Source organism: Streptomyces sp. NPDC003284 (genome assembly GCF_053589675.1).
Genome location: NZ_JBSFSI010000006.1, coordinates 376526 through 403043, shown reverse-complemented (window position 1 = coordinate 403043; position 26518 = coordinate 376526). Strand labels below are relative to the sequence as shown.

The following is a 26518-nucleotide window of genomic DNA, read 5'->3' as shown; positions in this document are numbered from 1 at the left end:
ACGTTTCCCGTTGACCGCACCACGCCGACCCAGGAGCCCCGCCCGCGTGACCCCCGTGAGCAGCACCGCACCGCACGGCCAGTCGCCACTGCGCACCGTGCAGGTGATCGGCGGCGGCAACGCGGGCAGCAGTGCCCATGTGCGTTCCCTGGCTGCGGGGCTCGTCGCACGGGGCGTGCGCGTCACGGTGTGCGCCCCCGTGGAGGCCGACCACGCCTACGACTTCACCGGTGTCGGCGCCGACCACGTGCATGTGCCGCGCAGCAGCGACCCCGGTTCCGTGGCGGCACTCCGCGCCGCCTGCACCGAGGCGCACCTCGTCCACGCGCACGGACTGCACGCCTCCTTCCGCGCGGTGCTCGCGCTCCGCGGCCGGCGCACCCCGCTCGTCGTCACCTGGCACAACCGCGCGCACGCGCAGGGGGCGCGGGCGCGGTTCCTGCGGCTGCTGGAGCGGCGGGTGGTGAAGGCGGCCGCCGTGGTGCTCGGCACCACCTCCGACCTGGTGGAGCGGGCGCGCCGGGCCGGTGCGCGCGACGCCCGTCTCGCCGCCACCGCGCTGCCCGGCCCGCACCGGGAGGACGGCCAGGACGGCCAGAACGACCCGGACCGCACACCGCCCAAGCTCCGCGCCGAACTCGGCGCCACCGGCCGCCCGTTGCTCCTGGCCGTCGGTTCCCTGGAGCACCACCGCGGCTACGAGTTCCTGCTCGACGCCGCGGCCGCCTGGCGCCGTCTCGACCCGGTGCCGCTGGTGGTCGTCGCGGGGGAGGGACCGCTGCGCGCCGCCCTCCAGCGGCGGATCGAGGACGAGGAGCTGCCGGTCCGGCTGATCGGGCTGCGCGACGATGCGCGGCGGCTGCTCACGGCCGCCGACCTCGCGCTGGTCACCAGCAGGTGGGAGCCGCGCTGCGTGCTCGCCCAGGAGGCGCTGCTCGCCGGGGTGCCGCTCGTCGCGACCGCCGTGGGCGGGATCCCCGACCTGGTGGGCGACGCGGCCGAACTCGTCCCCTACGGCGAGCCGCACACCCTGGCCGCCGCCGTGGTGCGGCTGCTCGCCGACCCCGGGCGGCGCGAACTCCTGCGGAGGAAGGGCGCCGCGCAGGCCGCGAGCTGGCCCACCGAGGACGAGACCGTCGCCCAGGTCCTCAGCGTCTACGACGAGTTGACCGAACCGGGCCGACCGGTCTGAGAAGGCCCCGGCGCGGCGCACACCGGCGCGTGGGTCCGGCTCAGGACACGTGCCGTCGGGCCCGCAGCGCCAGGCTGAGCGCCAGGACCGTCTGCGGGTCGTCCAGGTCGGTGCCCAGCAGCTCGCCGATCCGGGCCAGCCGGTTGTAGAGGGTCTGCCGGTTCAGATGCAGCTCGCGGGCCGTCTCCGCCTTGCGGCCCGCGTGCGCCAGATAGGTCTGGAGGGTGGGCAGCAACGGCGGCCGGGAGCGCGAGTCGTGGTCCTGGAGCGGACCGATGGCCCGGTCCACGAAGGCGGCCAGGTCCGGATGGCCGCGCAGCCGCCACAGCAGCAGGTCGATGTCGAGGCGACGGGCGTCGTACCAGGGCCGCTCGGGCAGCCCCTGCGCCGCCGTCGCCGTCTCGGCCGCGTGCCGCAGGCCCGCCGAGGCCGCCGCCCAGCCGCCCGGCACGCCCACGACCACCACCGGCGGCGCCGCGCCCGGCCGCCGCATGCCCGCACGCTCCGCACCGGCCCGCAGCGCCGCCGCGACCCGGTCGGCGGTCGCCGGGCGCTCCGCCTCGGAGCGCAGCCCGACCAGCAGCAGCACCCGGCCCTCGACCGGCCGCACGCCCAGCAGGGCGGGCACGCCGACCGTGGTCAGCTCCTCGGCGACCGCCCGCGCCAGCACCGCCCAGCCGCCCCCGCCGCCGCCCGGTGCCAGGCTGTCGCCCAGTCGCATGACCACCGGCAACAGCGGGCTGCCGCCCGGCCGGAAGCCGAGGACGCGGGCCTGCGCGGGGGCGTCCTCGGCGCTGACGCGGCCCTCGGCGAGGTCGGTGAGGAAGTCGCCGCGTCCGCGCGCGGCCAGTTCCTCCTCCTGCCGGGCCTGCATCAGCACCACCGCGAGGATCCCGGCCACCCGCTCCACGGCCATGCGGTGCACCGGGGCGAGCGGCGCGCGCACGGGCAGCAGCACCAGGCGGGCGCGGACCGAGCCGGGGCCGGGGCCGCCGCCGGGCACGTCCACCAGGACCGAACCGGCCGGTGGCGGCGCGTCCTTGTGCTGGGCGCGCAGCCCTTCCCAGACCTGGAGCGGATCGGCGCCCTCCGGCCCGGCGCCGGCCGCGTACAGCAGCCGCCCGTCGGGGGTCTCCAGGAAGACCGGGTTGGCGCCGAAGTCGGCGAGGATGCCCAGCACCTGCGGCACCCCGCCACCGCCGAGCAGCGCCTCGGTGCAGCGGCGGTGCACCTCCTCGGCGCGCTGGAGCAGCGCGTAGTGGCCGTTGACGATCTCGGTGTGGATCTCCTCGGTGACCGCCACGAACGGCACCTCGCGGTGCAGCTGGACCAGCGGGAGACCGGCGCTGCGGGCCGTCTCGACGAGCGCGGCGGGCAGCCGGGCGAAGCGCGGGCCCAGCTCCACGACGAGGGCGGCGATGCCCCGCTCGGCGAGGGTGCGGACGAACGCGCGCTGGTCGGCGGGGCGGGTGCCCAGGCCGTAGCCGGTGGTCAGCAGCAGCTCGCCGCCCTTGAGCAGGGAGGCGATGTTGGGGACCTCCCCGGCGTGCACCCAGCGCACGGTGCGGCCCAGCCGGTCGCCGCCGGCCACGATCTCGGGGAGGCCGCTACGGAGGCCGGGCAGTTCGAGGGCGCGCTGCACGGTGATCCCGGCGCCCTCGGTGTCGAGTCTGCGGTCCATGAAACCGGACGCTACCTGGGGAAACGGCACCGGGACAGTACCGGGCGGACGGCAGGACCACGGCGCGGCCACGGCGGCCGGGCCGCCTTCCCGCCCCGGCCGGTCAGGCGTACGCCCCGGAAGTGCCGTCCTCGGACGGCGTCCCGCGCCCATCGCCCCAGTTCAGGCGGAGACCTGTGCCGGAGGCCACTTGGGCGGCGAAAACGCAACGTCGACAGGGCCTCACCGCAGCGGTTACCTTCACCGGGCCCTCGGCGGCCGCCCCGCGGTCGCACGGGTGCTCCTCCAGGCTGAGCCGCCCGCGGCAGCACGAGCCGGCACGCCGCAGGCGTCGTCGTCCCCGCGTGAGCCACCGAACCGGGTCCGCACCAGGAACCCCCGACCGGAGAGAGAAGCATGCCCCGTCTTGCTCTGTACACATTCGGCGCCCTGAAGTCACCGCTCGCCGATCCCGCACCTCCCACGCGCGACTTCCACGACCGCGCCGGAGGCATCTACCAGAGGATCAGCCGGCACCCCGGATACCTCGCCCATGCCGAAGCGCCCGAGGGCGAGCAGGGCACCCACTTCGAACTGGACTGGGGTGCGTGGGGGGAGTTCGCCGTACCGGACTGGTACGGCAAGGGCCGTACGCCGGAGACCATAGCCCTGGCCGCGACCCTGTCGCTCTGGACCGGCCTGCAACCTGCCTTCGACGCCGTCTACACCGGTCCGCACCGTGAGGCGCTGAACAGGCGTCGCGACTGGTTCGAGCGGGCGACGCACCCCACCCACGCCTGCTGGTGGGTCGCCGACGACGTGACCCCCACCTGGCGGGAGGGGGTGTCCCGGCTGGAGCACCTCCACGGCCACGCCCCGGCGCCGCACGCCTTCACCTTCCGCCACCCCTTCGACCCGGAGGGCACTCCCGCCCGGATCAGCGGCGCGGCCGCGGACGGGAGCGAGTGAGGATCCGGCGGCCGCGGCGCGTCACCCCCCGTACGCTCCGCTCGCCGTCAGGCGCAGCGCGGTGTCGATCAGCGGGACGTGGCTGAAGGCCTGCGGGAAGTTGCCGACCTGGCGCTGGAGGCGCGGATCCCACTCCTCGGCCAGCAGACCGAGGTCGTTGCGCAGGGCCAGCAGCTTCTCGAAGAGCTTGCGGGCCTCGTCGACGCGGCCGATCATCGCCAGGTCGTCGGCCATCCAGAACGAGCAGGCGAGGAAGGCGCCCTCGTCGCCGGGGAGGCCGTCGACACCGGCGTGGTCGCCGTCGGTGGGGTAGCGCAGGATGAAGCCGTCCGAGGTGGACAGCTCGCGCTGGATGGCCTCGATGGTGCCGATGACCCGCTTGTCGTCCGGCGGCAGGAAGCCCATCTGCGGGATGAGCAGCAGGGAGGCGTCCAGCTCCCGGGAGCCGTAGGACTGGGTGAAGGTGTTGCGCTCCTTGTCGTAGCCCTTCTCGCAGACGTCCCGGTGGATCTCGTCGCGCAGGTCCTTCCAGCGCTCCAGCGGGCCGTCGACGTCGCCGGACTCCATCAGCTTGATCGTGCGGTCCACGGCGACCCAGGCCATGACCTTGGAGTGCACGAAGTGGCGGCGCGGGCCGCGCACCTCCCAGATGCCCTCGTCCGGCTCCTGCCAGTGCTTCTCCAGGTAGCGGATCAGCTTGAGCTGGAGCAGCGAGGCGTAGTCGTTGCGGGCGAGGCCGGTCATGTGGGCCAGGTGGAGGGCCTCGGTGACCTCGCCGTAGACGTCGAGCTGGAGCTGGTGCGCGGCGCCGTTGCCGACCCGGACCGGGGCGGAGTTCTCGTAGCCGGGCAGCCAGTCCAGCTCCGCCTCGCCCAGCTCGCGCTCACCGGCGATGCCGTACATGATCTGGAGGTTCTCCGGGTCACCGGCGACCGCGCGCAGCAGCCACTCGCGCCAGGCGCGGGCCTCCTCGCGGTAGCCGGTGCGCAGCAGCGAGGAGAGGGTGATCGCCGCGTCCCGCAGCCAGGTGTAGCGGTAGTCCCAGTTGCGTACGCCGCCGATGTCCTCGGGCAGGGAGGTGGTGGGCGCGGCGACGATGCCGCCGGTGGGGGCGTAGGTGAGGGCCTTGAGGGTGATCAGGGAGCGGACCACGGCCTCGCGGTAGGGGCCGTGGTACGTGCAGTGGCCGACCCACTCGCGCCAGAAGTCCTCGGTCGCCTCCAGCGACTGCTCGGGCTCGGGCTCCGGCGGCGCCTCCTTGTGCGAGGGCTGCCAGGAGATGGTGAACGCGATCCGGTCACCGGGGGCGACCGTGAAGTCCGCGTACGTGGTCAGCGCCTCGCCGTAGGTCTCCGCTGGTGTGTCGAACCACACGGAGTCGGGTCCGGCGACGGCCACCGTCCGGGACTCGTAGCGGTGCACCCACGGCACGATGCGGCCGTAGGAGAAGCGCATGCGCAGCGCCGAGCGCATCGGGACCCGGCCGGAGACGCCCTCCACGATGCGGATCAGCTGGGGAGCGCCGTCGCGCGGGGGCATGAAATCGGTCACGCGGACCGTGCCGCGCGGGGTGTCCCACTCCGATTCGAGGATCAGGGAGTCGCCCCGGTAGCTGCGCCGGTTCGCCGTGGGTGGCTCGGCGCCCGCCGGGAAGGCCGGGCCGAGCCGCCAGAAGCCGTGCTCCTCGTTGCCCAGCAGACCGGCGAAGATGGCGTGCGAGTCGAAGCGGGGCAGGCACAGCCAGTCGACCGTGCCGTCCCGGCAGACCAGGGCAGCGGTCTGCATGTCTCCGATGAGTGCGTAGTCTTCGATGCGCCCGGCCACGTGCAACTCCAGTCGAACGGCCACGTCACCCCGCATACGGGGCGGTCGCTAGTGCGGTCAAGGGGTTGTGATGCGTCGTTGAGCGGTGCAGCAGACCGCCGGTCGGCCGTGAGGCAGAACGACAACCTTTGCTCAACGAACTGACGAGCTCTCGTTGTTCCGGTGCGTACGGGCTGGGGTGGTGCCGTGTTGCCGGCCGGGCTCGGCAGCGAGTGTCCGAGCAGGATACGACGCACGTAGATGATCTGTGTGCCGCTCGGGACAACCCGCATGCGCCGAACGGGTGAGCCAAAGGTGAGAGACCCGTGACCGTCCCTTCTGCGTACCGGCGCGTGCGCGGAGCGTGGCCGGAAGCCATCCCTCTCAGGCGCTGATACCCTGGTAGCCCGTGGACCGGTGGGCGCGAAACCCCCGAACCGCAGCGACGGCACCCCAGCCGGACAACCCGGGTTCCCCGGGCCGGACCGCCGTACCGCACGACAATCCGCGACCACGGGAGCCCCCTCTTGGCCATGCCGCCCAAATCAACGACGACCAAGCACATCTTCGTCACCGGGGGTGTCGCCTCCTCGCTCGGAAAGGGCCTCACCGCCTCCAGCCTCGGCATGCTCCTGAAGGCACGGGGCCTGCGCGTCGTGATGCAGAAGCTCGACCCGTATCTGAACGTGGACCCGGGCACGATGAACCCCTTCCAGCACGGTGAGGTCTTCGTCACCAACGACGGCGCCGAGACCGACCTGGACATCGGACACTACGAGCGCTTCCTCGACCGAGACCTGGACGGCACCGCCAACGTCACTACAGGACAGGTGTACTCCACGGTCATCGCCAAGGAGCGGCGCGGCGAGTACCTGGGTGACACCGTGCAGGTCATCCCGCACATCACCAACGAGATCAAGCACCGCATCCGGCGGATGGCCACCGACGAGGTGGACGTCGTCATCACCGAGGTCGGCGGCACCGTCGGCGACATCGAGTCGCTGCCGTTCCTGGAGACCGTCCGCCAGGTCCGCCACGAGGTCGGCCGGGACAACGTCTTCGTGGTGCACATCTCGCTGCTGCCCTACATCGGCCCCTCCGGCGAGCTGAAGACCAAGCCGACCCAGCACTCGGTCGCCGCGCTGCGCAACATCGGTATCCAGCCGGACGCCATCGTGCTGCGCTGCGACCGCGAGGTCCCCACCGCGATCAAGCGCAAGATCTCCCTGATGTGCGACGTCGACGAGGACGCCGTGGTCGCCTGCCCGGACGCCCGTTCGATCTACGACATCCCGAAGGTCGTGCACGCCGAGGGCCTGGACGCCTACGTGGTCCGCAAGCTCGACCTGCCCTTCCGCGACGTGGACTGGACGACCTGGGACGACCTGCTCGACCGCGTCCACAACCCGGACCACGAGATCACCCTCGCCCTGGTCGGCAAGTACATCGACCTGCCCGACGCCTATCTGTCGGTGACCGAGGCGCTGCGCGCGGGCGGCTTCGCCAACAAGGCCCGTGTGAAGATCAAGTGGGTCACCTCCGACGACTGCCGGACGCCCGCGGACGCCAGGGCGCAGCTCTCGGACGTCGACGGCATCTGCATCCCGGGCGGCTTCGGCGACCGCGGTGTGCTCGGCAAGGTCGGCGCGATCCGCTACGCCCGCGAGAACAAGATCCCGCTGCTGGGCCTCTGCCTGGGCCTCCAGTGCATCGTGATCGAGGCGGCCCGCGGCCCGGCCGGGATCTCGGACGCCAACTCCACCGAGTTCGACCCGGCCACCGCGCACCCGGTGATCTCCACCATGGCCGAGCAGATGGACATCGTCGCCGGTGAGGGCGACATGGGCGGCACCATGCGGCTGGGCATGTACCCGGCCAAGCTGGCCGAGGGCTCCCTCGTGCGCGAGGCCTACGACGGCAAGGAGTACGTCGAGGAGCGCCACCGTCACCGCTACGAGGTGAACAACGCCTACCGCGCGGAGCTGGAGAAGAAGGCGGGCATCGTCTTCTCCGGCACCTCCCCGGACGGCAAGCTCGTCGAGTACGTGGAGTACCCGCGCGAGGTGCACCCCTACCTGGTCGCCACCCAGGCCCACCCGGAGCTGCGCTCCCGCCCGACCCGCCCGCACCCGCTCTTCGCCGGGCTGGTGAAGGCCGCCGTCGAGCGGAAGATCGCCGAGTAGTCCGCCGGTTGTACGGTGGCCGGGGTGCCCGCGCGCGGAGCGGGCACCCCGGTTGCGTACAGGTACCGACACACGCGGAGGACAGGGCATGACGATCAAGGACACCCCCGAGGAGTGGGAGGTCCGGGGCAGCCGGACGCCGTTCACCGGGGCCAAGACCTCGATGCGGACCGACGAGGTGGTCATGCCCGACGGCTCCGTGTCCGCCCGCGACTACCAGGTCCACCCCGGCTCGGTGGCCGTCCTGGCGCTGGACGGGCAGGACCGGGTGCTGGTCATCCGGCAGTACCGCCACCCGGTGCGGCAGCGGCTGTGGGAGATCCCGGCCGGTCTGCTCGACGTGCCCGGCGAGAACCCGCTGCACGCCGCCCAGCGCGAGCTGTACGAGGAGGCGCACGTCAAGGCGGAGGACTGGCGGGTGCTGACCGATGTGTACACCACCCCCGGCGGCTGCGACGAGGCGGTACGGATCTTCCTCGCCCGTGAGCTGTCCGAGGCCGAGGGCGAGCGCTTCGCCGCGGAGCACGAGGAGACGGACATGGAGCTGGACCGGGTGCCGGTCGGCGACCTGGTGCGCGGGGTGCTCGCCGGGGAGCTGCACAACAACTGCCTCGTCGTGGGCGTGCTCGCGCTCGTCGCGGCCCGGCAGGGCGAGGGCCTGGACGCGCTGCGTCCGGCGCTCGCACCGTGGCCGGCCCGTCCGTTCGCGTCCTGAGCGGGTCCCGGCCCCCTGGGCGAGGCCGGTGTGACCATCGGCTGATCCGATCGGGCGACCTGTCCGCCGTGCTCGTCCCGGAACGTCGCAGAGCGTGAACTAGGCTCTTCAAACGCCCGTACCGGAGTCCCGGCGGGTATGCGCGTGCGGTGGGACGGGAGTGTGGCCCGTGACGGATCAGGCGGTGGACGCAGGTGGCGTGAAACCGGCCCGCGACAACCGGTCGCCCACAGTGATGGACCGTCACTTCCTCGGCCGCACGCGGGAGTTGAAGGAACTGCGCGCGGACATCGAACGCGCCGGACTCGACACCATCTCCGGCCGCAAGGCCCCCCGCGCCCGGGTGCTGCTCATCGCCGGCCGCCCCGGATCCGGCCGTACCGCGCTCGCCGGGGAACTGGTGCGCCAGGTCGCCGCCCGTTACCCCGACGGCGTCCTGCGGGCCCGGCTCACCGAGCCCGACGGCACCCCCGTACCGGTCGCCCGCGCCGCCGGGGAACTGCTCGCCGCGCTCGGCCTGCCCGTCCCGCCCGGCGCCGCCGAGGACGACCTCACCGACGCCCTGCGCGCCGCCCTCGCCGAGCGCCGCGCCCTGCTCCTGCTGGACGACGCGGCCGGTGCCGAACAGGTCGACGCGCTGCTGCCGGACAACGCCGACTGCCTGCTCGTCGCCGTCTCCCGGGGCCCGCTCACCGGCATCGCCGACGTCCGGCCCTGCACCCTGGGCGGGCTCGACACCAAGTCCGCGCTCGACCTGCTCACCCAGCACATCGACCCGGTGCGCATCACCGTCGACCCGCTCGCCGCCGAACGCCTCGTCGAGATCTGCGAGGGCCAGCCCGCCGCGCTCACCCTGGCCGCAGGACGGCTCGCCGCGCATCCCGAGGAGACCGTCTCCGACCTCGCCAAACGGCTGCACGCCGACACCGGCGAGGGCACCGCGCTCGCCCGCGTCCTGCGCCTGGTCCACGCGGAGCTGCCCCGCTCCGCCGCCCGGCTGCTGCGCCTGCTCGCCCTCGCCCCGGCCGGCGACGTCGACCCGCACACCGCCTCCGCGCTGGCCGGGACCTCCCTGGACGGTGCCCGCGGGCTGCTCGACCGCTTCGCCGCCCTCGGCCTGCTGCGCGCCCTGCCCGCGCCGCTGCCCCGCTACGAGGTGCCCGGCTGTCTGCATCCGCTGCTGCTGGAGCTGGCCGGGCGCGAGGAGCGCCCCGCCGAGCTCCAGCTCGCCCGCGCCCGGATGCTGGAACGCACCGTGCGGCTGCTCCAGTCCTGCCGGGCGGTCACCGAGACCGACAGCCCCGAGACCCGCGAGAAGCTGAAGAACCTGCCCCCCGGCCTGCGCTTCGCCGACCCGCGGGCCGCCGAGGAGTGGCTGCGGGCCCGGCGGCCCGCCCTGCTGGCCGCCGCCCGGCTCGCGGTCGCCGACGGGGAGCTGGACACCCTGGCCCGCCGGCTGATGGCCCAGCTGGTCCGGGCCATGGTCGCCCACCTCGGCACCCGGGCGGCGGCCGGTGATCTGTACGGCATCCACCGGCTGGTCCTGGACGTCGCCGAGCGGCAGGGCCTGCCCCGGGAGCAGGCCGCCGCGCTGCTGAACCTCGCCGACCTGGACGCCCGCACCGGCCGGACCGCGAAGGCGCTGACCCGCTACCGCGCCGCGCTGGACGCCGGACGCGTGGCGAACGACCCGTACGCGACCGGCCGCGCGATGGAATCCGTGGGCGCCGCCCACCAGGAGCTGGGCGACCACGACCGGGCGGCCGACTGGTTCGGCCGGGCCCTGGCCCAGCGGCTGGCGCGCGGCGAGCACGAGGACGCCGCCCGGCTCTACGGCCGGATCGCCGCCGCCCACACCTACGCGGGCCACTACGGCGAGGCGCTGCGCAACTGGCGGGCCGCGGTCGCCGCGCACCGCAGGAGGGGCGATGTCCCCGCGCACGCGCGGGCGTTGAGCGAACTGGCCCGGGTCCAGGAGTACGCGGGCCGGCCCGAGGAGTGCCTGCGCACCTGCCAGGAGGCGGTCGAATGGGCCCGCCGCGCCGAGGACGTACGGCTCCAGGCCGCGCTCCAGCTCAGGCTCGGCGACACCCTGGAACGGCTCGGCGACCCGGCGGCGGCACGGCTGCACCGGGGGGCCGCCGAACGCATGCTCGCGGACCCGGCGGAGCCGGCCGGGCGGGCTCCGGTGGCCGAAACCGGTGCCCTTCCGGAGCACACATCACGGGAAGAGGACCAGGATGCCTGCGAAATCCGCAGCACATCCGCTGAAGATTGATGCAATGAAAGGCTAGACAGCGGGAACGCCTTCATTAGACTGGCTCTGCCGCTCGTTCCCCTGCGGTGTCTCCTGGTATGCCCGTGCGTGCCGGGGTACGTCTTAATTGCCCCACATTCCCTGAGTCAAGGACCGTGATCGACGTGAAGGTCGGCATCCCCCGCGAGGTCAAGAACAACGAGTTCCGGGTGGCCATCACCCCGGCCGGCGTGCACGAGCTGGTGCGCCACGGACACCAGGTCGTCGTCGAGCGGAACGCGGGCACCGGCTCCGCGATCCCTGACGAGGAGTACACCGCGGCCGGTGCCGAGATCCTGGAGACCGCCGACGAGGTCTGGGCCGCCGCCGACCTGCTGCTCAAGGTCAAGGAGCCCATCGCGGAGGAGTACCACCGCCTGCGCAAGGACCAGATCCTCTTCACCTACCTGCACCTGGCCGCCTCCAAGGAGTGCACGGACGCCCTCCTGGAGTCCGGCACCACGGCGATCGCCTACGAGACCGTCGAGCTGCCGAACCGCGCCCTGCCGCTGCTCGCCCCGATGTCCGAGGTCGCGGGCCGCCTCGCCCCGCAGGTCGGCGCCTACCACCTGATGCGCGCGGCCGGCGGCCGCGGTGTCCTGCCGGGCGGCGTCCCGGGCGTGCCCGCGGGCAAGGCCGTCATCATCGGCGGCGGCGTCTCCGGCTGGAACGCCGCGCAGATCGCCATCGGCCTGGGCTTCCACGTGACCCTGCTCGACAAGGACATCAACAAGCTCAAGGAAGCCGACAAGATCTTCGGCACGAAGATCCAGACCGTCGTCTCCAACGCCTTCGAGCTGGAGAAGGCGTGCCTGGAGGCCGACCTCGTGGTGGGCGCGGTGCTCATCCCGGGCGCCAAGGCCCCCAAGCTGGTCACCAACGAGTTGGTCTCCCGGATGAAGGCCGGCAGTGTCCTTGTCGACATCGCGATCGACCAGGGCGGCTGCTTCGAGGACTCGCACCCGACCACGCACGCCGAGCCGGCCTTCAAGGTCCACGAGTCGGTGTTCTACTGCGTCGCCAACATGCCCGGCGCGGTGCCCAACACCTCGACCTACGCGCTGACCAACGCCACGCTGCCGTACATCGTCTCGCTCGCCGACAACGGCTGGGTCGAGGCGCTGCGCCGGGACGCCGCGCTCGCCAAGGGCCTCAACACCCATGACGGCAAGGTCGTCTACCGGGAGGTCGCCGAGGCCCACGGCCTGGACCACGTCGAGCTGGCGTCGCTGCTCGTCTGACCCGCACGCGTCGGGGAGTCGACCAAGTCACCCGACGGAAAAAGGCGATACGTCAACTCGTGTCGTCAACGACACGCGCCCGGCCGGACCTTGCCCGCAAGGTCCGGCCGGATGTGTGTATGGTCACTTCGCCGCACACGGCCAACTCGCCTCGAACGCAACCATTCGACCGATTCACGCACCGGTGAAACCTGCTGTGCGACGGTCGTACGCCCTTGACAGAGGGATGTTTCATTGCCGACACATCGAGCCGGGTCCGGCGGATTGTGTTGCTGCGGACGCCCGACACGCCATAGAGTCGCCAACCGTCGGCATGGTGCCACGCTGACCTGTCTAGAAATTTCCTGGTCACCAAGGAGGTAAGACGACTTGTGAATGAGTCGACATTTTCTCCCGGGGGTGGTCAACCAGGAATGCCTGTGCGGGGCCAGAGCTCCGCGGGGCTCGAGGCTGTCGGCTCCGTCGCTGTGCGCACCTTCGCAGCCCACCAGGGTCACCGGTTCCCGCGAGTGACCCAGCCAGGACACCAGAGCATGGATGGCCATCACGTGAACGCCATGGCCGGCGACGGAAGTGGCGCGCCCCACAACCACTTCGCCGACTACGACGAACTGCCCGAGGGGCACTTCTACGACCCCGACGCCGAGTACGAGCCCGATCCCGAGTACGCGGCCACGCTCGCGCCCGACGCGGCCCGACAGCGCCGTGAGCGCGTCGGCCCGACCGGACGCCCGCTGCCGTACTTCCCGATCCCCGGGCCGCTGACCGAGCACGGACCCGCGAAGATCATCGCGATGTGCAACCAGAAGGGCGGCGTCGGCAAGACCACGTCGACCATCAACCTGGGTGCCGCGCTCGCGGAGTACGGACGCCGGGTGCTGCTCGTGGACTTCGACCCGCAGGGCGCGCTGTCGGTGGGTCTCGGCGTCAACCCCATGGAGCTGGACCTCACCGTCTACAACCTGCTCATGGAGCGGGGCATGTCCGCGGACGAGGTCCTGCTGAAGACGGCGGTCCCCAACATGGACCTGCTGCCCAGCAACATCGACCTGTCGGCCGCCGAGGTGCAGCTGGTCTCCGAGGTCGCGCGCGAGTCCACGCTCCAGCGTGCGCTCAAGCCGCTGATGGACGACTACGACTACATCGTCATCGACTGCCAGCCCTCGCTCGGTCTGCTCACCGTCAACGCCCTCACGGCCGCGCACAAGGTGATCGTGCCGCTGGAGTGCGAGTTCTTCGCGCTGCGCGGTGTCGCGCTGCTGACCGAGACGATCGAGAAGGTCCAGGAGCGCCTCAACCCCGACCTGGAGCTGGACGGCATCCTCGCCACGATGTACGACTCGCGCACCGTGCACAGCCGTGAGGTGCTCGCCCGTGTCGTCGAGGCGTTCGACGACCACGTCTACCACACGGTCATCGGGCGCACGGTCCGCTTCCCGGAGACCACGGTCGCCGGTGAGCCGATCACCACGTACGCCTCCAACTCCGTCGGTGCCGCCGCCTACCGCCAGCTCGCCAGGGAGGTGCTCGCCCGGTGTCACGCCGAGTGAGTCTGCCGGGGGCCGACGAACTGTTCCGTACGACAGGGGGGACCGCGCTCCAGGCGTCCACTCCCCGGCGCCAGCCGGGCGGCGAGGCCAGGGTGCCGGCCCCGGCGGGCGAGAGCGACGCCGCCGCCCCGGCGGAGGACGCGCCGCACTCGGTGCCCGCGCAGGGCGGTGACGGCGAGGGCGCCGAGCACGTCGCGGCCGACACCGAGGCGGCCGACGCGGGCGAGTCCCGCAGCCGCGGCGCCGCGGGCGCCGGGGCGGAGCGCTCCGGCCGGCGCCAGGCCCAGCCGGGCCAGGACGGCGCCGCTGCGGCCCCCCGCAAGCGCGGACGCTCGGCCAACCGCCGCCCCAGCGGACGCGAACGCCACGACGAGAAGATCACCGTCTACGTCTCCGCCGAGGAACTGATGGACCTGGAGCACGCGCGTCTGGTGCTGCGCGGCGAGCACGGCCTGGCCGTCGACCGCGGCCGGATCGTCCGCGAGGCGGTCGCCGTGGTCCTGGCCGACCTGGAGTCCCGCGGGGACGCGAGCATTCTCGTACGCCGGCTGCGCGGACGGTAGCGGTAGCCTGCGGAGGCCATGACCTCGAACGACGTACCTCCCCCGGACCCGGGCCCCGCCGCCGCGCGCAGGCGCGCCCTGGGCAGGGGACCCGGCGCGGCCCCGGCGCCCGTCGCGCCCGAGCCGCACGAAGCGGGCCCAGCCCCCGAGGCCGGCACCGCCCCGCGCCCCCCGGCTCCGGCGGCCGTACAGCCTGCCGGGCCGACCCCGCCCAGGCGGGACACGGAACCCGCGCCGACTCCGGCCGTCGCGCCGGAGGCGCCCGAGAGGCCCGTGGTGGCCGGAGCACCGGCCGAGCCGGTCGCGGCGGTCCCGTCCGCCGGGCCCGAGCCGGGAGGAGAGGGTGCGGCGCGCGCTGCCTCCGCCGGGGACGGGGAGCGCGGCGAGGGCAGGGACGGGGTCTTCACCGTGCGGCTGGCCAACTTCGAGGGGCCCTTCGACCTGCTGCTCCAGTTGATCGCCAAGCACAAGCTGGACGTCACCGAGGTCGCGCTGTCGAAGGTCACCGACGAGTTCATGGCGCACATCCGGGCCATGGGCCCGGACTGGGACCTCGACCGGACGACCGAGTTCCTGGTGGTGGCCGCCACCCTGCTCGATCTGAAGGCGGCCCGGCTGCTGCCCGCCGCCGAGGTGGAGGACGAGGCCGACCTCGCGCTCCTGGAGGCCCGGGACCTGCTGTTCGCCCGGCTGCTCCAGTACCGCGCGTACAAGCGGATCGCCGACATCTTCGACGCCCGGCTCACCGCCGAGGCCCGCCGCCACCCCCGTACCGTCGGACTGGAACCGCACCACGCCGAGCTGCTGCCCGAGGTCGTCATCAGCATCGGCCCCGAGGGGTTCGCCCGGCTGGCCGTCAAGGCGATGCAGCCCCGGCCCAGACCCCAGGTGTACGTGGACCACATCCACGCGCCGCTGGTCAGCGTGCAGGAGCAGGCCCGGATCGTGGTCGCGCGGCTGCGGGAGACGGGCGAGGCCCGCTTCCAGGACCTGGTGGCGGACACCGACGACACGCTCACGGTCGTCGCCCGCTTCCTGGCGCTGCTGGAGCTGTACCGGGAGAAGGCCGTCGCCCTCGACCAGGAGACGGCCCTCGGCGACCTGCTGGTGCGCTGGACGGGCGGCGACGAGGACGCGCACACGCGGGTGACCGACGAGTTCGACCGGCCGCCCGAGAAGCCCGAGGAGGAGCGAGAGCCATGAGCGCGGAAGCCCCGAGTGAGGAAGCCCTGAGCGCGGAAGTCCTGAGCGAGGAGACCGGGACCGCGGGACTGCCCGCGGGCCTGCGGCCGGTCGCCGCACTCGGCCTCAAGCCCGCCCTGGAGGCCGTGCTCATGGTCGTGGACGAACCCGCGACCGAGGAACTGCTGGCCAGGACGCTCCAGCGGCCCCGGCGGCAGATCGCGGACGCGCTGCGCGAGCTGGCCGACGAGTACACCGCGCAGGGGCGCGGCTTCGAGCTGCGGCTGATCGCCGGCGGCTGGCGCTTCTCCACCCGCCCCGAGTACGCGGCGGCCGTCGAGGGCTTCGTCCTGGACGGCCAGCAGGCCCGGCTCACCCAGGCCGCGCTGGAGACGTTGGCAGTGGTCGCCTACCGCCAGCCGGTCAGCCGCAGCAGGGTCTCCGCCGTGCGCGGAGTGAACTGCGACGGGGTCATGCGCACCCTGCTCCAGCGCGGACTGGTCCAGGAGGCGGGCACGGAACCCGAAACAGGTGCGATCCTGTACAGGACGACGAACTACTTCCTGGAGCGGATGGGCCTGCGCGGTCTGGACGAGCTCCCGGAGCTCGCGCCCTTCCTCCCGGAGGCGGAGGCGATCGAGGCCGAGACCCAGGAGGCCGTACCGTCGTTCGACCCGGACGCCCCGGACCTGGACGACGGTCACGGGACGCACATGACTCACACGACGACGACGGAACTTTGATGCGAAGCAGCGGTAGCGGCAGCGGCAAGAGCGGCGGACGCGGTAACCACCGCGGTGCCGGCAACAACAGGGACCAGAAGCAGGGGCAGGGACGCCCCGGCAAGCCCCGCCCCGAGGAGCGCCGCTACGACGTGGGCCCCGGCGCCACCAAGGACGGCCCGAAGTCCGGGCGCGGCGGAGCGGCCCGCGGCGGCGCCAAGGGCGGCCCCCGCAGGCCCGACGGCCAGGGCGGGCGTACGACTCCGGCGCGCTCGCGCGAGTACGAGACGCGGACGGAGGAGCGCAACCGCGACCGGTACGCGGGCAAGAAGGACGTCAAGCTGCCCAAGACCTTCCCGGGCGCCGAGCAGGAGGGCGAGCGGCTCCAGAAGGTGCTCGCGCGCGCGGGCTACGGTTCGCGGCGCGCCTGCGAGGAGCTGATCGAGCAGGCCCGCGTCGAGATCAACGGCGAGATCGTCCTGGAGCAGGGCCGCCGGGTCGACCCGGAGAAGGACGAGGTCAAGGTCGACGGCCTGACCGTCGCGACGCAGTCGTACCAGTTCTTCTCGCTGAACAAGCCCGCGGGCGTCGTCTCCACCATGGAGGACCCCGAGGGCCGGCAGTGCCTGGGCGACTACGTCACCAACCGCGAGACGCGGCTGTTCCACGTCGGCCGGCTGGACACCGAGACCGAGGGTGTCATCCTGCTCACCAACCACGGCGAGCTGGCGCACCGCCTCACCCACCCCAAGTACGGCGTGCGCAAGACGTATCTGGCGCACATCGTCGGCCCGATCCCGCGCGACCTCGGCAAGCGCCTGAAGGACGGCATCCAGCTGGAGGACGGCTACGCGCGCGCGGACCACTTCCGGGTCGTCGAGCAGACCGGCAAGAACTACCTCGTCGAGGTCACCCTGCACGAGGGCCGCAAGCACATCGTGCGCCGCATGCTCGCCGAGGCGGGTTTCCCGGTCGACAAGCTCGTGCGCACCGCCTTCGGCCCGATCACCCTCGGCGACCAGAAGTCCGGCTGGCTGCGCCGCCTGTCCAACACCGAGGTCGGCATGCTGATGCAGGAGGTCGACCTCTAGGGGCTAGGGGCTAGGGGCCAGGGGCCAGGGCCTAGGGTCTTGGCGGGGCCCGTACACCGGCGGGCGGTGGCGCTTCACGGCGCCGCCACCCCGCCCGTGCGCGATCCCGTCCCGACCGACCCGAAGGAAGTCCGTATGACCGCCACGACCGCCGCCGCCGGACGGGCCACCGGAGCGCTGTTGGGCCTGGCCCTGGGCGACGCGCTGGGGTTTCCGACCGAGTTCAACGACGTGCCCTCGATCCTCGCCAAGTGCGGGCCGTGGCGGGAGATGGAGCTGCCGGCGCCGGCCTTCGTCACCGACGACACCCAGATGACGCTGGCGCTCGGGCGGGGGCTGCGCACGGCCATGGAGCGGGGGCCGCTGGCTCCGCGGCGGCTGGAGCGGCCGGTGCGGGAGGAGTTCGTGGACTGGTCGCGCTCCCCGGACAACAACCGGGCGCCCGGCCGCACCTGCATGGTCGCCTGCGGTCTGCTCGGCGACCCGGACCGGCCCTGGCAGCGGGCCAGCCAGGTCGAGTCCAAGGGGTGCGGGGCCAACATGCGGGTGGCGCCGCTCGGGCTGGTCCCCGGCCTGGACGACGCCCGGCGGGCGGGCGCGGCGCAGTTGCAGGCCGCGCTCACCCACGGCCATCCGACGGCGCTGGCCGCCTCCGACCTCACCGCGCACGCCGTGCGCCTCCTCGCGCACGGCACCGCCCCGGCGGACCTGGTCCCGCTGCTGCGCTCGTACGCCGAGGAGAACCGGACCCGCTACCACCACCTGTGGCTGGGCGACCTGTGGACGCGCACCGGGGACGCGGGGCCCGAGCGGTTCATCGCCCGCGGCTGGGACGAGTGCCTTGAGGTGCTGGACCGGCTGGCCGAGGCCGTGGCGACGGTGTCCGCAGAGGACGATCCGTGCGAGGCCACCGGCGACGGCTGGATCGCCGAGGAGGCCCTGGCGACCGGCCTGCTGTGCTTCCTGCTCTTCCCCGACGAGCCCGTCACCGCCCTGCGCCGCGCCGCCTGCACCCGCGGCGACTCCGACTCCCTGGCCTGCCTGGCGGGCGCCTTCGCGGGCGCGCACCTGGGCCCCGGTGCCTGGCCCGCGGCCTGGACCGAACGCGTCGAGTACCGGGACGAACTGCTGGCGCTGGGGGCCCTCTGGGACGCCTGAGCGGCTTTCCGCGGGCTCAGACGGGCCGGGCGGGGGCGCCGAGCGCCGAGGCGCGGCGGACGCGGTACAGGAAGTCCTCCACGCGGCGCAGATCGGGCTCCTCGGGCAGCGGGGTGCGCGCCGCGGCCTGTTCGGTCTCGGCGGCCAGCCGGGTCATCCAGGACTCCACCTCGGACCAGGGCACCTCGCCGCCGCGCACGGCCAGCAGCCGGGTCCGGGCGTCGCCGGTGCCGATGTCCAGGCGGCCGGTGCGCAGCAGGTCGCGGGCGCTGATCAGCAGGCGCAGCAGATGCATGGCGTGCTTCCAGCGCGGGGCGCCGTGCGCCCGGACACCGGCCTCCAGCCTGCGGCGCTGGGCGAGCGCGTAGCCGGTGAAGGAGGCGTGCACCCGGCGGGAGAGGAACGCCTCGCGCAGGGCGAGCAGTTCACGGCCGGTGTCGTCGGCGTACTCCACGAGCGGGGAGTGCAGGCACTCCAGGATGTTCGGATTGCCGCGCAGCGCCAGTTCGCAGAAGCGCTCCAGTTCCCAGCTGAACTGCTCCGGCAGCGGCCCCTCGGCGTGGGCGGGCGGCTTCTCGAAGCGCCAGAAGAGCGGGGCGGGGGCGACGAAGACGCCACGGCGGTCCGTGTCGCTGTCCTCCGTCGCCAGCCCGAATGCCCGCGAGCCCATGACACAGGCGTAGATCGTGTGGTCGCGTACCAGGTCCTCGGGCTGCATGCCCGGGAGCGTACGCGGATCCTCACACCAGGCGGATGGAATTTCCCTCCACCTGGATCTCCTTGGCGGCCAGCGGCCGGGCGGCCGGGCCGTGCGCCACCGAGCCGTCGGCGGCGTGGAACATGCTGCCGTGGCAGGGGCAGGCGATGGTGCCGTTCTCCACCGAGGCGACGGTGCAGCCCTGGTGGGTGCAGACCGCGGAGAAGGCCTTGAACTGCCCCTTCTCCGGCTGGGTGACGATGACGCGCTGCTCCTTGAAGATCTTGCCGCCGCCGACCGGGATGTCGTCGGTGCGGGTCAGCTCCGCGCCGAGGGCGCTGTGCGAGGGGGAGGCGGCGGCCGCCGTGGTCGGTGCCGTGGAGGCGGTGTGCGGCGCCGAGGAGGCGGCCTGCGGGGAGGCCGCGCTGTCGCCGCCCGAGGTCGAGTCGCTGCATCCGGCGGCGAGCGCAGCCGCGCCCGTCGCGAGAACCGTGCGCCGGGTCGTGCCCTGAGTCATGCCGTCACTCCGAGGGTGCCGAGGTGGGGGGAGTCGCTCCGAGCGGAGCGCAAGCATCTTCGCACCGAAAACTCTCAAGTCGAAGTAAATGCGAACTCATTGGTGCAAATGGTGCATCCGTTCGCCGTCTCAGCGGGCGGGCGCCGCGCGTGGGCCGCCCGCCGCCCAACTAGGCTGGTCGGCCGGGACCCGCGTCACCGGCGGGCCCGCGGCACTCAGGCCGGACTCAGGTCAGCACACGTCAGCAAGGAGCAGCGCCGTGGCGGTACGAGCGGTCCGGGGGGCCGTCCAGCTGGAACGGGACGACGCCGGTCATATGAGCGAGCAGGTCGAGGCGCTGCTCACCGCCGTCCTGGAGCGCAACGGCCTGACCGCCGACGACCTCATCAGCATCTGGTTCACGGCCACCCCCGACCTGCACAGCGACTTCCCCGCGGTCGCCGCCCGCCGGCTCGGCATCGTCGACGTACCGCTGATCTGCGCGCAGGAGCTGGACATCGAGGGCGCGATGCCCCGCGTGGTCCGGGTCCTCGCGCACATCGAGACCGACCGGCCGCGCGCCGCGGTCACCCACGTCTACCTCGGCGCGGCGGCCGCCCTGCGCAAGGACATCGCCCAGTGAGGACCGCACTCGTCATCGGCACCGGCCTGATCGGCACCTCCGCCGCCCTGGCCCTCGTCGGCCGCGGGGTGCGGGTGCACCTGGCCGACCGCGACCCCGAGCAGGCCCGTACGGCGGTCGCGCTCGGCGCCGGCACGGACGAGGCGCCCGAGGGACCCGTCGACCTGGCGCTCGTGGCCGCCCCGCCCGCGCACGTCGCCGGGGTGCTCGCCGACGCCATGCGCCGGGGCGTGGCCCGCGGCTACCTGGACGTGGCCAGCGTCAAGGGCGCCCCGCGCCGCGAGCTGGAGGCGCTGGGCCTGGACCTGAGCCACTACATCGGCAGCCACCCCATGTCGGGCCGGGAGAAGTCCGGACCGCTGGCCGCGAGCGCCGACCTCTTCGAGGGCCGCCCCTGGGTGCTCACCCCCACCCGGGACACCGACACCGAGGTCCTCAACCTCGCCCTCGAACTGGTCTCGCACTGCCGCGCGGTCCCGGTCGTCATGGACGCCGACGCCCACGACCGGGCCGTGGCCCTGGTCTCCCACATGCCCCAGCTGGTCTCCAGCACGGTCGCCGCGCGCCTGGAGCACGCCGAGGAGGCGGCCGTACGGCTGTGCGGGCAGGGCATCCGGGACGTGACCCGGATCGCCGCCTCCGAGCCGCAGATGTGGATCGACATCCTCTCGGCGAACCCGGGCCCGGTCGCCGATCTGCTCACCGACGTCGCCGCCGACCTGGACGAGACGGCGCGGGCGCTGCGCGCGCTCCGGTCCGCCGAGGGCGCCGAGCGGGAGGAGGGCGGCGCCCGGGTCCGCGACGTGCTGCGGCGGGGCAACGCGGGCCGGGTCCGGGTGCCCGGCAAGCACGGGTCGGCGCCGCGGGCGTACGAGGTCGTCGCCGTCCTCATCGACGACCAGCCGGGCCAGCTGGCCCGGATCTTCGCCGACGCCGGGACGGCCGGGGTGAACATCGAGGACGTCCGGATCGAGCACGCGACGGGCCGGCAGGCCGGTCTGGTGCAGCTGATGGTGGAGCCGAGGGCCGTCCCGGTGCTGACGGCGGCGCTGCGCGAGCGGGGCTGGGCGCTGCGGCAGTGAGCGCGGGGCACCTCCGGCAGCATGAGGGCCCCCGGGCAGCCAGTAACCTTGTGCCGGGGGCCCCGGCTCCCGCACACCCATCCACCACCCTTCACCAGGAAGGTGCCCCGCTGTGGAAGACGGCGCCGCCCGGACCGCCCAGCCCGTGATTGTCGCCATCGACGGCCCCTCCGGCACGGGCAAGTCGAGCACGTCCAAGGCCGTGGCCGCGCAGCTCGGCCTGAGCTACCTGGACACCGGCGCCCAGTACCGGGCGATCACCTGGTGGATGGTGACCAACGGCATCGACATCGACGACCCCACCGCGATCGCCGCCGTGGCCGCCAAGCCGGAGATCGTCTCCGGCACCGACCCGGCCCACCCGACGATCACCGTCGACGGCGTGGACGTGTCCGGCCCGATCCGCACCCAGGAGGTCACCTCGCAGGTGAGCGCGGTCAGCGCCGTGCCCGAGGTGCGCACCGTGATCACCGGGCTCCAGCGCACCCTGGCCGGGGCTGCCGACCGCGGCATCGTCGTCGAGGGCCGCGACATCGGCACCACCGTGCTGCCCGACGCCGATCTGAAGATCTTCCTCACCGCGTCGCCGGAGGCCCGCGCGGCCCGCCGCAGCGGCGAGCTGAAGGGCGCCGATGTGCGCGCCACCCGCGAGGCCCTGGTCAAGCGGGACGCGGCCGACTCCAGCCGGGCCGCCTCCCCGCTGGCCAAGGCGGACGACGCCGTCGAGGTGGACACCACCGAGCTGACCCTCGCCCAGGTCGTCGAGTGCGTCGTCACGCTCGTCGAGGAGAAGCGGGCCGCCGCGTGAGTCTTCCGTCCCAGCAGACGGCCGGTGCCGCGTCCGAGCGCGGCGCGGACGTCGGCCGCCGGATCGGCGTCGGGCTGATGTACGGCCTGTGGCGCCCCCGGGTCCTGGGCGCCTGGAAGGTGCCCGCGACCGGGCCGCTGATCTTCGCCGTCAACCACTCCCACAACGTCGACGGACCCATGGTCATGGGCGTGGCACCCCGGCCGGTGCACTTCCTGATCAAGAAGGAGGCGTTCGTCGGACCGCTCGGCTCCTTCCTGGCCGGTATCGGCCAGCTCCCGGTGGACCGGCACAGCGCCGACCGCACCGCGATCACCCGGGCGCTCGGCGTGCTGGAGCAGGGCGGCGTCCTCGGCATCTTCCCCGAGGGCACCCGCGGCGAGGGCGACTTCGCCGCGCTGCGCGCCGGGCTCGCCTACTTCGCCGTCCGCAGCGGGGCGCCCATCGTCCCGGTGGCGGTGCTGGGAAGCTCCGAGCGGCGGGGCCGGTTGATACGGGGGCTGCCCCCGCTGCGCTCGCGGGTCGACGTCGTCTTCGGCGACCCGTTCGAAGCGGGTGACGGCAGCGGCAGACGGACCCGGCGGGCACTGGACGAGGCCACCGGGCACATCCAGAAGCAGCTCGCCGACCACCTGGAAAACGCCAGGCGCCGCACCGGGCGCTAGGTGACACTTGAGTAGTGGAGAGCGCCACCGACCGTGGCGCCCGCCACCGATCACCACGATGAACTACGAGGTACGGACTTCATGAACGACGACATCCAGCCCGACGGCTCGGCCGAGCACGAGTACGAGCACGGGGCGCTCGGCGACGCCGAGTACGCGGAGTTCATGGAGCTCGCCGCCGAAGAGGGCTTCGACATCGAGGACGTCGAGGGCGCCATCGAGGCCGCCGGACACGGCCCGCTGCCCGTGCTCGCCGTCGTCGGCCGCCCCAATGTCGGCAAGTCGACCCTGGTGAACCGCATCATCGGCCGCCGCGAGGCGGTCGTCGAGGACAAGCCCGGCGTCACCCGCGACCGGGTCACCTACGAGGCCGAGTGGGCGGGCCGCCGCTTCAAGGTCGTCGACACCGGCGGCTGGGAGCAGGACGTCCTCGGCATCGACGCCTCCGTCGCCGCGCAGGCCGAGTACGCCATCGAGGCCGCCGACGCGGTCGTCTTCGTGGTGGACGCCAAGGTCGGCGCCACCGACACCGACGAGGCCGTCGTCCGGCTGCTGCGCAAGGCGGGCAAGCCCGTGGTGCTGTGCGCCAACAAGGTCGACGGCCCCAGCGGTGAGGCCGACGCCGCCTATCTGTGGTCCCTCGGACTCGGCGAGCCGCACCCGGTCTCCGCGCTGCACGGCCGCGGCACCGGCGACATGCTGGACCAGGTCCTGGAGGCGCTGCCCGAGGCGCCGCGCGAGAGCTTCGGCGCCGGCGGCGTCGGCGGTCCGCGCCGCATCGCCCTGATCGGCCGCCCCAACGTCGGCAAGTCCTCGCTGCTGAACAAGGTCGCGGGCGAGGAGCGCGTCGTCGTCAACGAGCTGGCGGGCACCACCCGCGACCCGGTCGACGAGATGATCGAACTGGGCGGTGTCACCTGGAAGTTCGTCGACACCGCGGGCATCCGCAAGCGGGTCCACCTCCAGCAGGGCGCCGACTACTACGCGTCCCTGCGCACCGCCGCCGCGGTCGAGAAGGCCGAGGTCGCGGTCATCCTGATCGACGCCTCCGAGTCCATCTCGGTGCAGGACCAGCGCATCGTCACCATGGCGGTGGAGGCGGGCCGCGCCCTGGTCCTCGCCTTCAACAAGTGGGACACCCTCGACGAGGAGCGCCGCTACTACCTGGAGCGGGAGATCGAGACCGAGCTGGGCCAGATCGCCTGGGCCCCGCGCGTGAACGTCTCGGCCCGCACCGGACGGCACATGGAGAAGCTGGTCCCGGCGATCGAGACGGCACTGGACGGCTGGGAGACCCGGGTGCCCACCGGCCGTCTCAACGCCTTCCTCGGCGAGCTGGTCTCCGCCCACCCGCACCCGATCCGGGGCGGCAAGCAGCCGCGCATCCTGTTCGGCACCCAGGCGGGCACCAAGCCGCCGCGGTTCGTGCTCTTCGCCTCCGGCTTCATCGAGGCCGGCTACCGGCGCTTCATCGAGCGCCGGCTGCGCGAGGAGTTCGGCTTCGAGGGCACCCCGATCCACATCTCGGTGCGGGTGCGGGAGAAGCGCGGCGCGAAGAAGAAGTGACCTGAGGTCCTTCCTCCGGACCGCAGGCCGGACTGCAACAAGAGGGCGGCCCCTGGCTCAGGGGCCGCCCTCTTGTGTCCCCGTACGCCCGGCGGCGGGCTCAGTCGCCGCGGCGCGGGGCGGGCGGCAGCGCCGCCGGGACGTGGTGCATCCCGGGCCCGGCCTCCTGCCGCCCCAGCGTCCCGACGCGCTGCCACTGCGTCTGCTGCCGTCCGGTGCCGTGCCGAGTGCTGTACGCGCCCGCGCTGTAGGCGATGTACGTGTTCGGGCCGAGGCCGCGCGGCAGGTTGCCGAACGCGACGAAGCCCAGGTCCTCCTCGCCGCTGCGGTCGCCCGGCAGCGTCCGGTAGGACTTGACGTACTCGGCGTAGAGCGCGTCGTAGATCGGCGTGGCCGAGTAGCCGTGCTGATCATGGGACGGCTGTGTGGACCGGTTCGGATGGTAGGACTGGCGGCGGGGAACCTCATATGCGTGCACGTATGTCCAAACGACCCCGAACCGGAAGAGATGCGGCTCAGGTCCCGGCGAGCGGCAGCGTCGCCGCGACCAGCCTGCCCTGCGCCGCCGCCTTGTCCAGGGCGTTGCGCAGCAGGTCCTCGCGGGGCTGGCGCCCGATGGCCCCGACCGGCGCCGCGAACATCAGGACCTGCTGGTGCTTGTTGGCCGCGGCCCGCCAGCCGTCGGTGACCTGGAGCGGCTGGTGCGCCTGCCACCAGGCTGCGGGCCTGCCGTCCTCCGTGCCCGGCTGGAGGACGGCGTGCAGCTGGCCCATGGCGAGCAGCACCGACCAGCCGTGCAGCACGGGCGGCACGGAGGCGAGGTCGGCCATCGGGACGTAGCCCTGCTCGGTGAGCAGGGTCAGGAATTCGTCGTCGGGGCCGTTGGAGCCCGGCCGCACGATGGGGCCGGTCGGCTCGACCACCAGCGCGGGGTGCAGCTCGCCCGCGACCAGGACGAGCCCGCTGGTCACCCCGAGGACGGCCTGTTCCGGCGCGGCCTGCTGCGGCGCGGTCCGCTCCGGGTTCTGCGGGGGCGTCCCCTGCGCGGGCACGCCGGGGGCCGGGGCGCCCGTGTCCGCGTTGATGGAGCGGACCGCGCCCCGCAGCTGCTCCTCGGTGACCTGGACGACCTGGGAGGGCAGGCAGGTGGAGTGGGCGAAGGCGAGGACGGCGGTCTCGTCCCCGACGAACAGAACGGTGCTGGTGCGCTCCTGCGCGGAGTCGCCGGGGGTGCGGCAGGACGTGCAGTCGTAACTGCCCGGGGCGTTCTCTCCGGCGAGCAGCCGGTCGGCTTCTTCGTCGCCGATCTCGGCGCGTACGGCGTCGCTGACGTCGAGCATGCGCGGCACGGGTGGCTCCTCGGGATGCGGTGCGTGGCGGGGCCGGGTGGCTCCCGGCCCTGAACCGGGAGGGCCCCCGGCTCATGCAGAAGACAACGGACGATCCGCGGGGGGAGTCACGCCCTGCGGCGCACGGAATCCGGCCGCCTCCATCCGATGGTCACACAGGGTTTACAGTTCCTCACGTACTGTCGTCACAGGGGAGTGGTGCGGGCTCCCGGCCGGGCGGTGCGGAGCGACGCCGTCCGCTCCACGGGCGGATCGGGAAGGCTGTCGGGAAGCCGTGGAATTCTTGTGCGGGCCCGTCCCGCCGGGCTGTTCCGAAGGAGGGGGCGAAGGGGGGCCGAAGGGGAGACCGCAGGGAAGCGGAATGTCCTTCCGGGTGTGCTCCGGGATTCGCTTCCCGTGCTTTCCCGCGCCTTCCCGGCTGCTTTCCGGCGGGTATTCCCACGGGATGTCCGGGCTCCGGGGAATTGCGTTCGAATGCCCGCGCGAGAGGGAAGCGGGCGGTGGTGAGGGTGACGGAGTACGGCGCCGCGCACTGTGGTGATCTTGTGACGTAAACGTGACAGGCCAGGCGCATGCGTACGGATGCGGCCACCAGGAGCGCGGTGGACTTCCCTGCCCTCCGGGGGACGCCTAGCGTGGGGGCATGGCACCGATTCCCACTCCGCCGGCGGAGCCCCAGGACAGTCCCGAACGGTATGTCGGTCTGGAGGCGGGCCGGGCCGAACGGCTCGCGCGGGAGCGGGGCTGGTCCACGGTCCGCTCGCTGCCGCCGGGCGCGGTCATCACCATGGAGTACCGGGTCGGGCGGCTCAACTTCGAGGTCGGCGACGGGAAGGTGGCCCGCGCCTGGAAGGGCTGAGGACGCGCCGCCCGCGGCGGTGCGCACC

At 73.2% G+C, this 26518-nt stretch carries 24 protein-coding genes; 18 read left to right on the top strand and 6 right to left on the bottom strand.

All coding sequences use genetic code 11. The annotated features are described in order from the left end of the window. The first annotated feature begins 46 nt into the window (after positions 1–46). A complete protein-coding gene (locus ACWDYF_RS16670; RefSeq protein ID WP_389463961.1) occupies positions 47–1192 on the top strand; it encodes a glycosyltransferase family 4 protein in 1146 nt (381 codons plus the stop codon). Between the two features lie 40 nt (positions 1193–1232). On the opposite strand, the gene ACWDYF_RS16665 is transcribed toward ACWDYF_RS16670, so the two are convergent. Next, entirely contained in the window at positions 1233–2873 is a 1641-nt protein-coding gene (locus ACWDYF_RS16665) for a PucR family transcriptional regulator (protein ID WP_381741369.1), read from the bottom strand. Positions 2874–3269: 396 nt separating this feature from the next. On the opposite strand from ACWDYF_RS16665, the gene ACWDYF_RS16660 reads away from it, so the two are divergent. Beyond that, positions 3270–3821, top strand: coding sequence for a DUF3291 domain-containing protein (locus ACWDYF_RS16660; RefSeq protein WP_389463962.1), 552 nt, complete (start codon positions 3270–3272; stop codon positions 3819–3821). 21 nt (positions 3822–3842) lie between these two features. Here the strand turns inward: ACWDYF_RS16660 and ACWDYF_RS16655 are convergent, their stop codons facing one another. Next, a complete protein-coding gene (locus ACWDYF_RS16655; RefSeq protein WP_381741471.1) occupies positions 3843–5645 on the bottom strand; it encodes a glycoside hydrolase family 15 protein in 1803 nt (600 codons plus the stop codon). Between the two features lie 512 nt (positions 5646–6157). On the opposite strand from ACWDYF_RS16655, the gene ACWDYF_RS16650 reads away from it, so the two are divergent. From ACWDYF_RS16650 to ACWDYF_RS16605, 10 genes are all read left to right on the top strand, one after another. Further along, the gene (locus ACWDYF_RS16650; protein ID WP_381741473.1) at positions 6158–7807 is read left to right on the top strand and encodes a CTP synthase; all 1650 of its coding nucleotides are present in this window, start codon (positions 6158–6160) and stop codon (positions 7805–7807) included. Positions 7808–7895: 88 nt separating this feature from the next. After that, positions 7896–8522 (top strand): NUDIX domain-containing protein, encoded by a 627-nt coding sequence (locus ACWDYF_RS16645; protein ID WP_037896719.1) that lies wholly within the window; start codon positions 7896–7898, stop codon positions 8520–8522. A 169-nt stretch (positions 8523–8691) separates the two neighbouring features. Next, positions 8692–10800 (top strand): tetratricopeptide repeat protein, encoded by a 2109-nt coding sequence (locus ACWDYF_RS16640; RefSeq protein WP_381741372.1) that lies wholly within the window; start codon positions 8692–8694, stop codon positions 10798–10800. A gap of 134 nt (positions 10801–10934) precedes the next feature. Further along, positions 10935–12059 (top strand): alanine dehydrogenase, encoded by a 1125-nt coding sequence (gene ald / locus ACWDYF_RS16635; protein WP_381741374.1) that lies wholly within the window; start codon positions 10935–10937, stop codon positions 12057–12059. A gap of 413 nt (positions 12060–12472) precedes the next feature. After that, the gene (locus ACWDYF_RS16630; protein WP_381741375.1) at positions 12473–13609 is read left to right on the top strand and encodes a ParA family protein; all 1137 of its coding nucleotides are present in this window, start codon (positions 12473–12475) and stop codon (positions 13607–13609) included. Next, entirely contained in the window at positions 13594–14172 is a 579-nt protein-coding gene (locus ACWDYF_RS16625; RefSeq protein WP_381741377.1) for a hypothetical protein, read from the top strand. The genes ACWDYF_RS16630 and ACWDYF_RS16625 overlap by 16 nt, the downstream gene beginning before the upstream one ends. Before the next feature lie 18 nt (positions 14173–14190). After that, complete coding sequence (locus ACWDYF_RS16620; protein WP_389463966.1) at positions 14191–15375, top strand: segregation and condensation protein A; 1185 nt, start codon at positions 14191–14193, stop codon at positions 15373–15375. A 41-nt stretch (positions 15376–15416) separates the two neighbouring features. Further along, on the top strand, positions 15417–16097 hold the full coding sequence (gene scpB, locus ACWDYF_RS16615; protein ID WP_389464281.1) for an SMC-Scp complex subunit ScpB: 681 nt from the start codon (positions 15417–15419) through the stop codon (positions 16095–16097). Continuing rightward, on the top strand, positions 16097–17167 hold the full coding sequence (locus tag ACWDYF_RS16610) for a pseudouridine synthase (RefSeq protein ID WP_381741383.1): 1071 nt from the start codon (positions 16097–16099) through the stop codon (positions 17165–17167). Before scpB ends, ACWDYF_RS16610 begins: the two co-directional genes overlap by 1 nt. A 135-nt stretch (positions 17168–17302) precedes the next feature. Next, on the top strand, positions 17303–18325 hold the full coding sequence (locus ACWDYF_RS16605; protein WP_389463968.1) for an ADP-ribosylglycohydrolase family protein: 1023 nt from the start codon (positions 17303–17305) through the stop codon (positions 18323–18325). A gap of 16 nt (positions 18326–18341) precedes the next feature. Here ACWDYF_RS16605 and ACWDYF_RS16600 read toward each other — a convergent pair whose 3' ends face one another. Then, positions 18342–19043, bottom strand: a complete 702-nt coding sequence (locus tag ACWDYF_RS16600; RefSeq protein ID WP_381741386.1) for a nucleotidyltransferase domain-containing protein — start codon at positions 19041–19043, stop codon at positions 18342–18344. Between the two features lie 22 nt (positions 19044–19065). Beyond that, positions 19066–19539, bottom strand: coding sequence for a Rieske (2Fe-2S) protein (locus ACWDYF_RS16595; protein ID WP_389463971.1), 474 nt, complete (start codon positions 19537–19539; stop codon positions 19066–19068). A gap of 259 nt (positions 19540–19798) precedes the next feature. Between ACWDYF_RS16595 and aroH the strand changes: the two genes are divergently transcribed. The 5 genes from aroH (at position 19799) to der (ending at position 24282) form a co-directional block, all read left to right on the top strand. Continuing rightward, positions 19799–20161, top strand: coding sequence for a chorismate mutase (aroH, locus tag ACWDYF_RS16590; RefSeq protein WP_381741389.1), 363 nt, complete (start codon positions 19799–19801; stop codon positions 20159–20161). Next, positions 20158–21243 carry a prephenate dehydrogenase gene (locus ACWDYF_RS16585; RefSeq protein ID WP_381741390.1) on the top strand — a complete coding sequence of 362 codons (1086 nt, stop codon included), beginning with the start codon at positions 20158–20160 and terminating at the stop codon, positions 21241–21243. The genes aroH and ACWDYF_RS16585 overlap by 4 nt, the downstream gene beginning before the upstream one ends. A gap of 112 nt (positions 21244–21355) precedes the next feature. Further along, entirely contained in the window at positions 21356–22051 is a 696-nt protein-coding gene (gene cmk / locus ACWDYF_RS16580) for a (d)CMP kinase (RefSeq protein ID WP_381741391.1), read from the top strand. 77 nt (positions 22052–22128) lie between these two features. Then, positions 22129–22716 carry a lysophospholipid acyltransferase family protein gene (locus ACWDYF_RS16575; RefSeq protein ID WP_389464283.1) on the top strand — a complete coding sequence of 196 codons (588 nt, stop codon included), beginning with the start codon at positions 22129–22131 and terminating at the stop codon, positions 22714–22716. 81 nt (positions 22717–22797) lie between these two features. Then, positions 22798–24282, top strand: coding sequence for a ribosome biogenesis GTPase Der (gene der / locus ACWDYF_RS16570; protein WP_381741392.1), 1485 nt, complete (start codon positions 22798–22800; stop codon positions 24280–24282). A 100-nt stretch (positions 24283–24382) separates the two neighbouring features. Here the strand turns inward: der and ACWDYF_RS16565 are convergent, their stop codons facing one another. Both ACWDYF_RS16565 and ACWDYF_RS16560 read right to left on the bottom strand, forming a co-directional pair. Beyond that, the gene (locus tag ACWDYF_RS16565) at positions 24383–24760 is read right to left on the bottom strand and encodes a hypothetical protein (protein ID WP_018570452.1); all 378 of its coding nucleotides are present in this window, start codon (positions 24758–24760) and stop codon (positions 24383–24385) included. Positions 24761–24797: 37 nt separating this feature from the next. After that, positions 24798–25631 carry a hypothetical protein gene (locus tag ACWDYF_RS16560; RefSeq protein WP_389463974.1) on the bottom strand — a complete coding sequence of 278 codons (834 nt, stop codon included), beginning with the start codon at positions 25629–25631 and terminating at the stop codon, positions 24798–24800. 643 nt (positions 25632–26274) lie between these two features. On the opposite strand from ACWDYF_RS16560, the gene ACWDYF_RS16555 reads away from it, so the two are divergent. Next, positions 26275–26490, top strand: coding sequence for an I78 family peptidase inhibitor (locus ACWDYF_RS16555; protein ID WP_018570450.1), 216 nt, complete (start codon positions 26275–26277; stop codon positions 26488–26490). Positions 26491–26518 lie beyond the last annotated feature (28 nt).

Bases quoted from the DNA above. Each gene is read 5' to 3' on its own strand.
- ACWDYF_RS16645 (WP_037896719.1), top strand. From the start codon at position 7,896: ATGACGATCAAGGACACCCCCGAGGAGTGGGAGGTCCGGGGCAGCCGG.
- ACWDYF_RS16660 (WP_389463962.1), top strand. From the start codon at position 3,270: ATGCCCCGTCTTGCTCTGTACACATTCGGCGCCCTGAAGTCACCGCTC.
- ACWDYF_RS16620 (WP_389463966.1), top strand. From the start codon at position 14,191: ATGACCTCGAACGACGTACCTCCCCCGGACCCGGGCCCCGCCGCCGCG.
- ACWDYF_RS16575 (WP_389464283.1), top strand. From the start codon at position 22,129: ATGTACGGCCTGTGGCGCCCCCGGGTCCTGGGCGCCTGGAAGGTGCCC.
- ACWDYF_RS16595 (WP_389463971.1), bottom strand. From the start codon at position 19,539: ATGACTCAGGGCACGACCCGGCGCACGGTTCTCGCGACGGGCGCGGCT.
- ACWDYF_RS16555 (WP_018570450.1), top strand. From the start codon at position 26,275: ATGGCACCGATTCCCACTCCGCCGGCGGAGCCCCAGGACAGTCCCGAA.
- ACWDYF_RS16650 (WP_381741473.1), top strand. From the start codon at position 6,158: ATGCCGCCCAAATCAACGACGACCAAGCACATCTTCGTCACCGGGGGT.
- ACWDYF_RS16605 (WP_389463968.1), top strand. From the start codon at position 17,303: ATGACCGCCACGACCGCCGCCGCCGGACGGGCCACCGGAGCGCTGTTG.
- ACWDYF_RS16600 (WP_381741386.1), bottom strand. From the start codon at position 19,043: ATGCAGCCCGAGGACCTGGTACGCGACCACACGATCTACGCCTGTGTC.
- ACWDYF_RS16610 (WP_381741383.1), top strand. From the start codon at position 16,097: ATGCGAAGCAGCGGTAGCGGCAGCGGCAAGAGCGGCGGACGCGGTAAC.
- der (WP_381741392.1), top strand. From the start codon at position 22,798: ATGAACGACGACATCCAGCCCGACGGCTCGGCCGAGCACGAGTACGAG.
- ACWDYF_RS16665 (WP_381741369.1), bottom strand. From the start codon at position 2,873: ATGGACCGCAGACTCGACACCGAGGGCGCCGGGATCACCGTGCAGCGC.
- ACWDYF_RS16630 (WP_381741375.1), top strand. From the start codon at position 12,473: ATGCCTGTGCGGGGCCAGAGCTCCGCGGGGCTCGAGGCTGTCGGCTCC.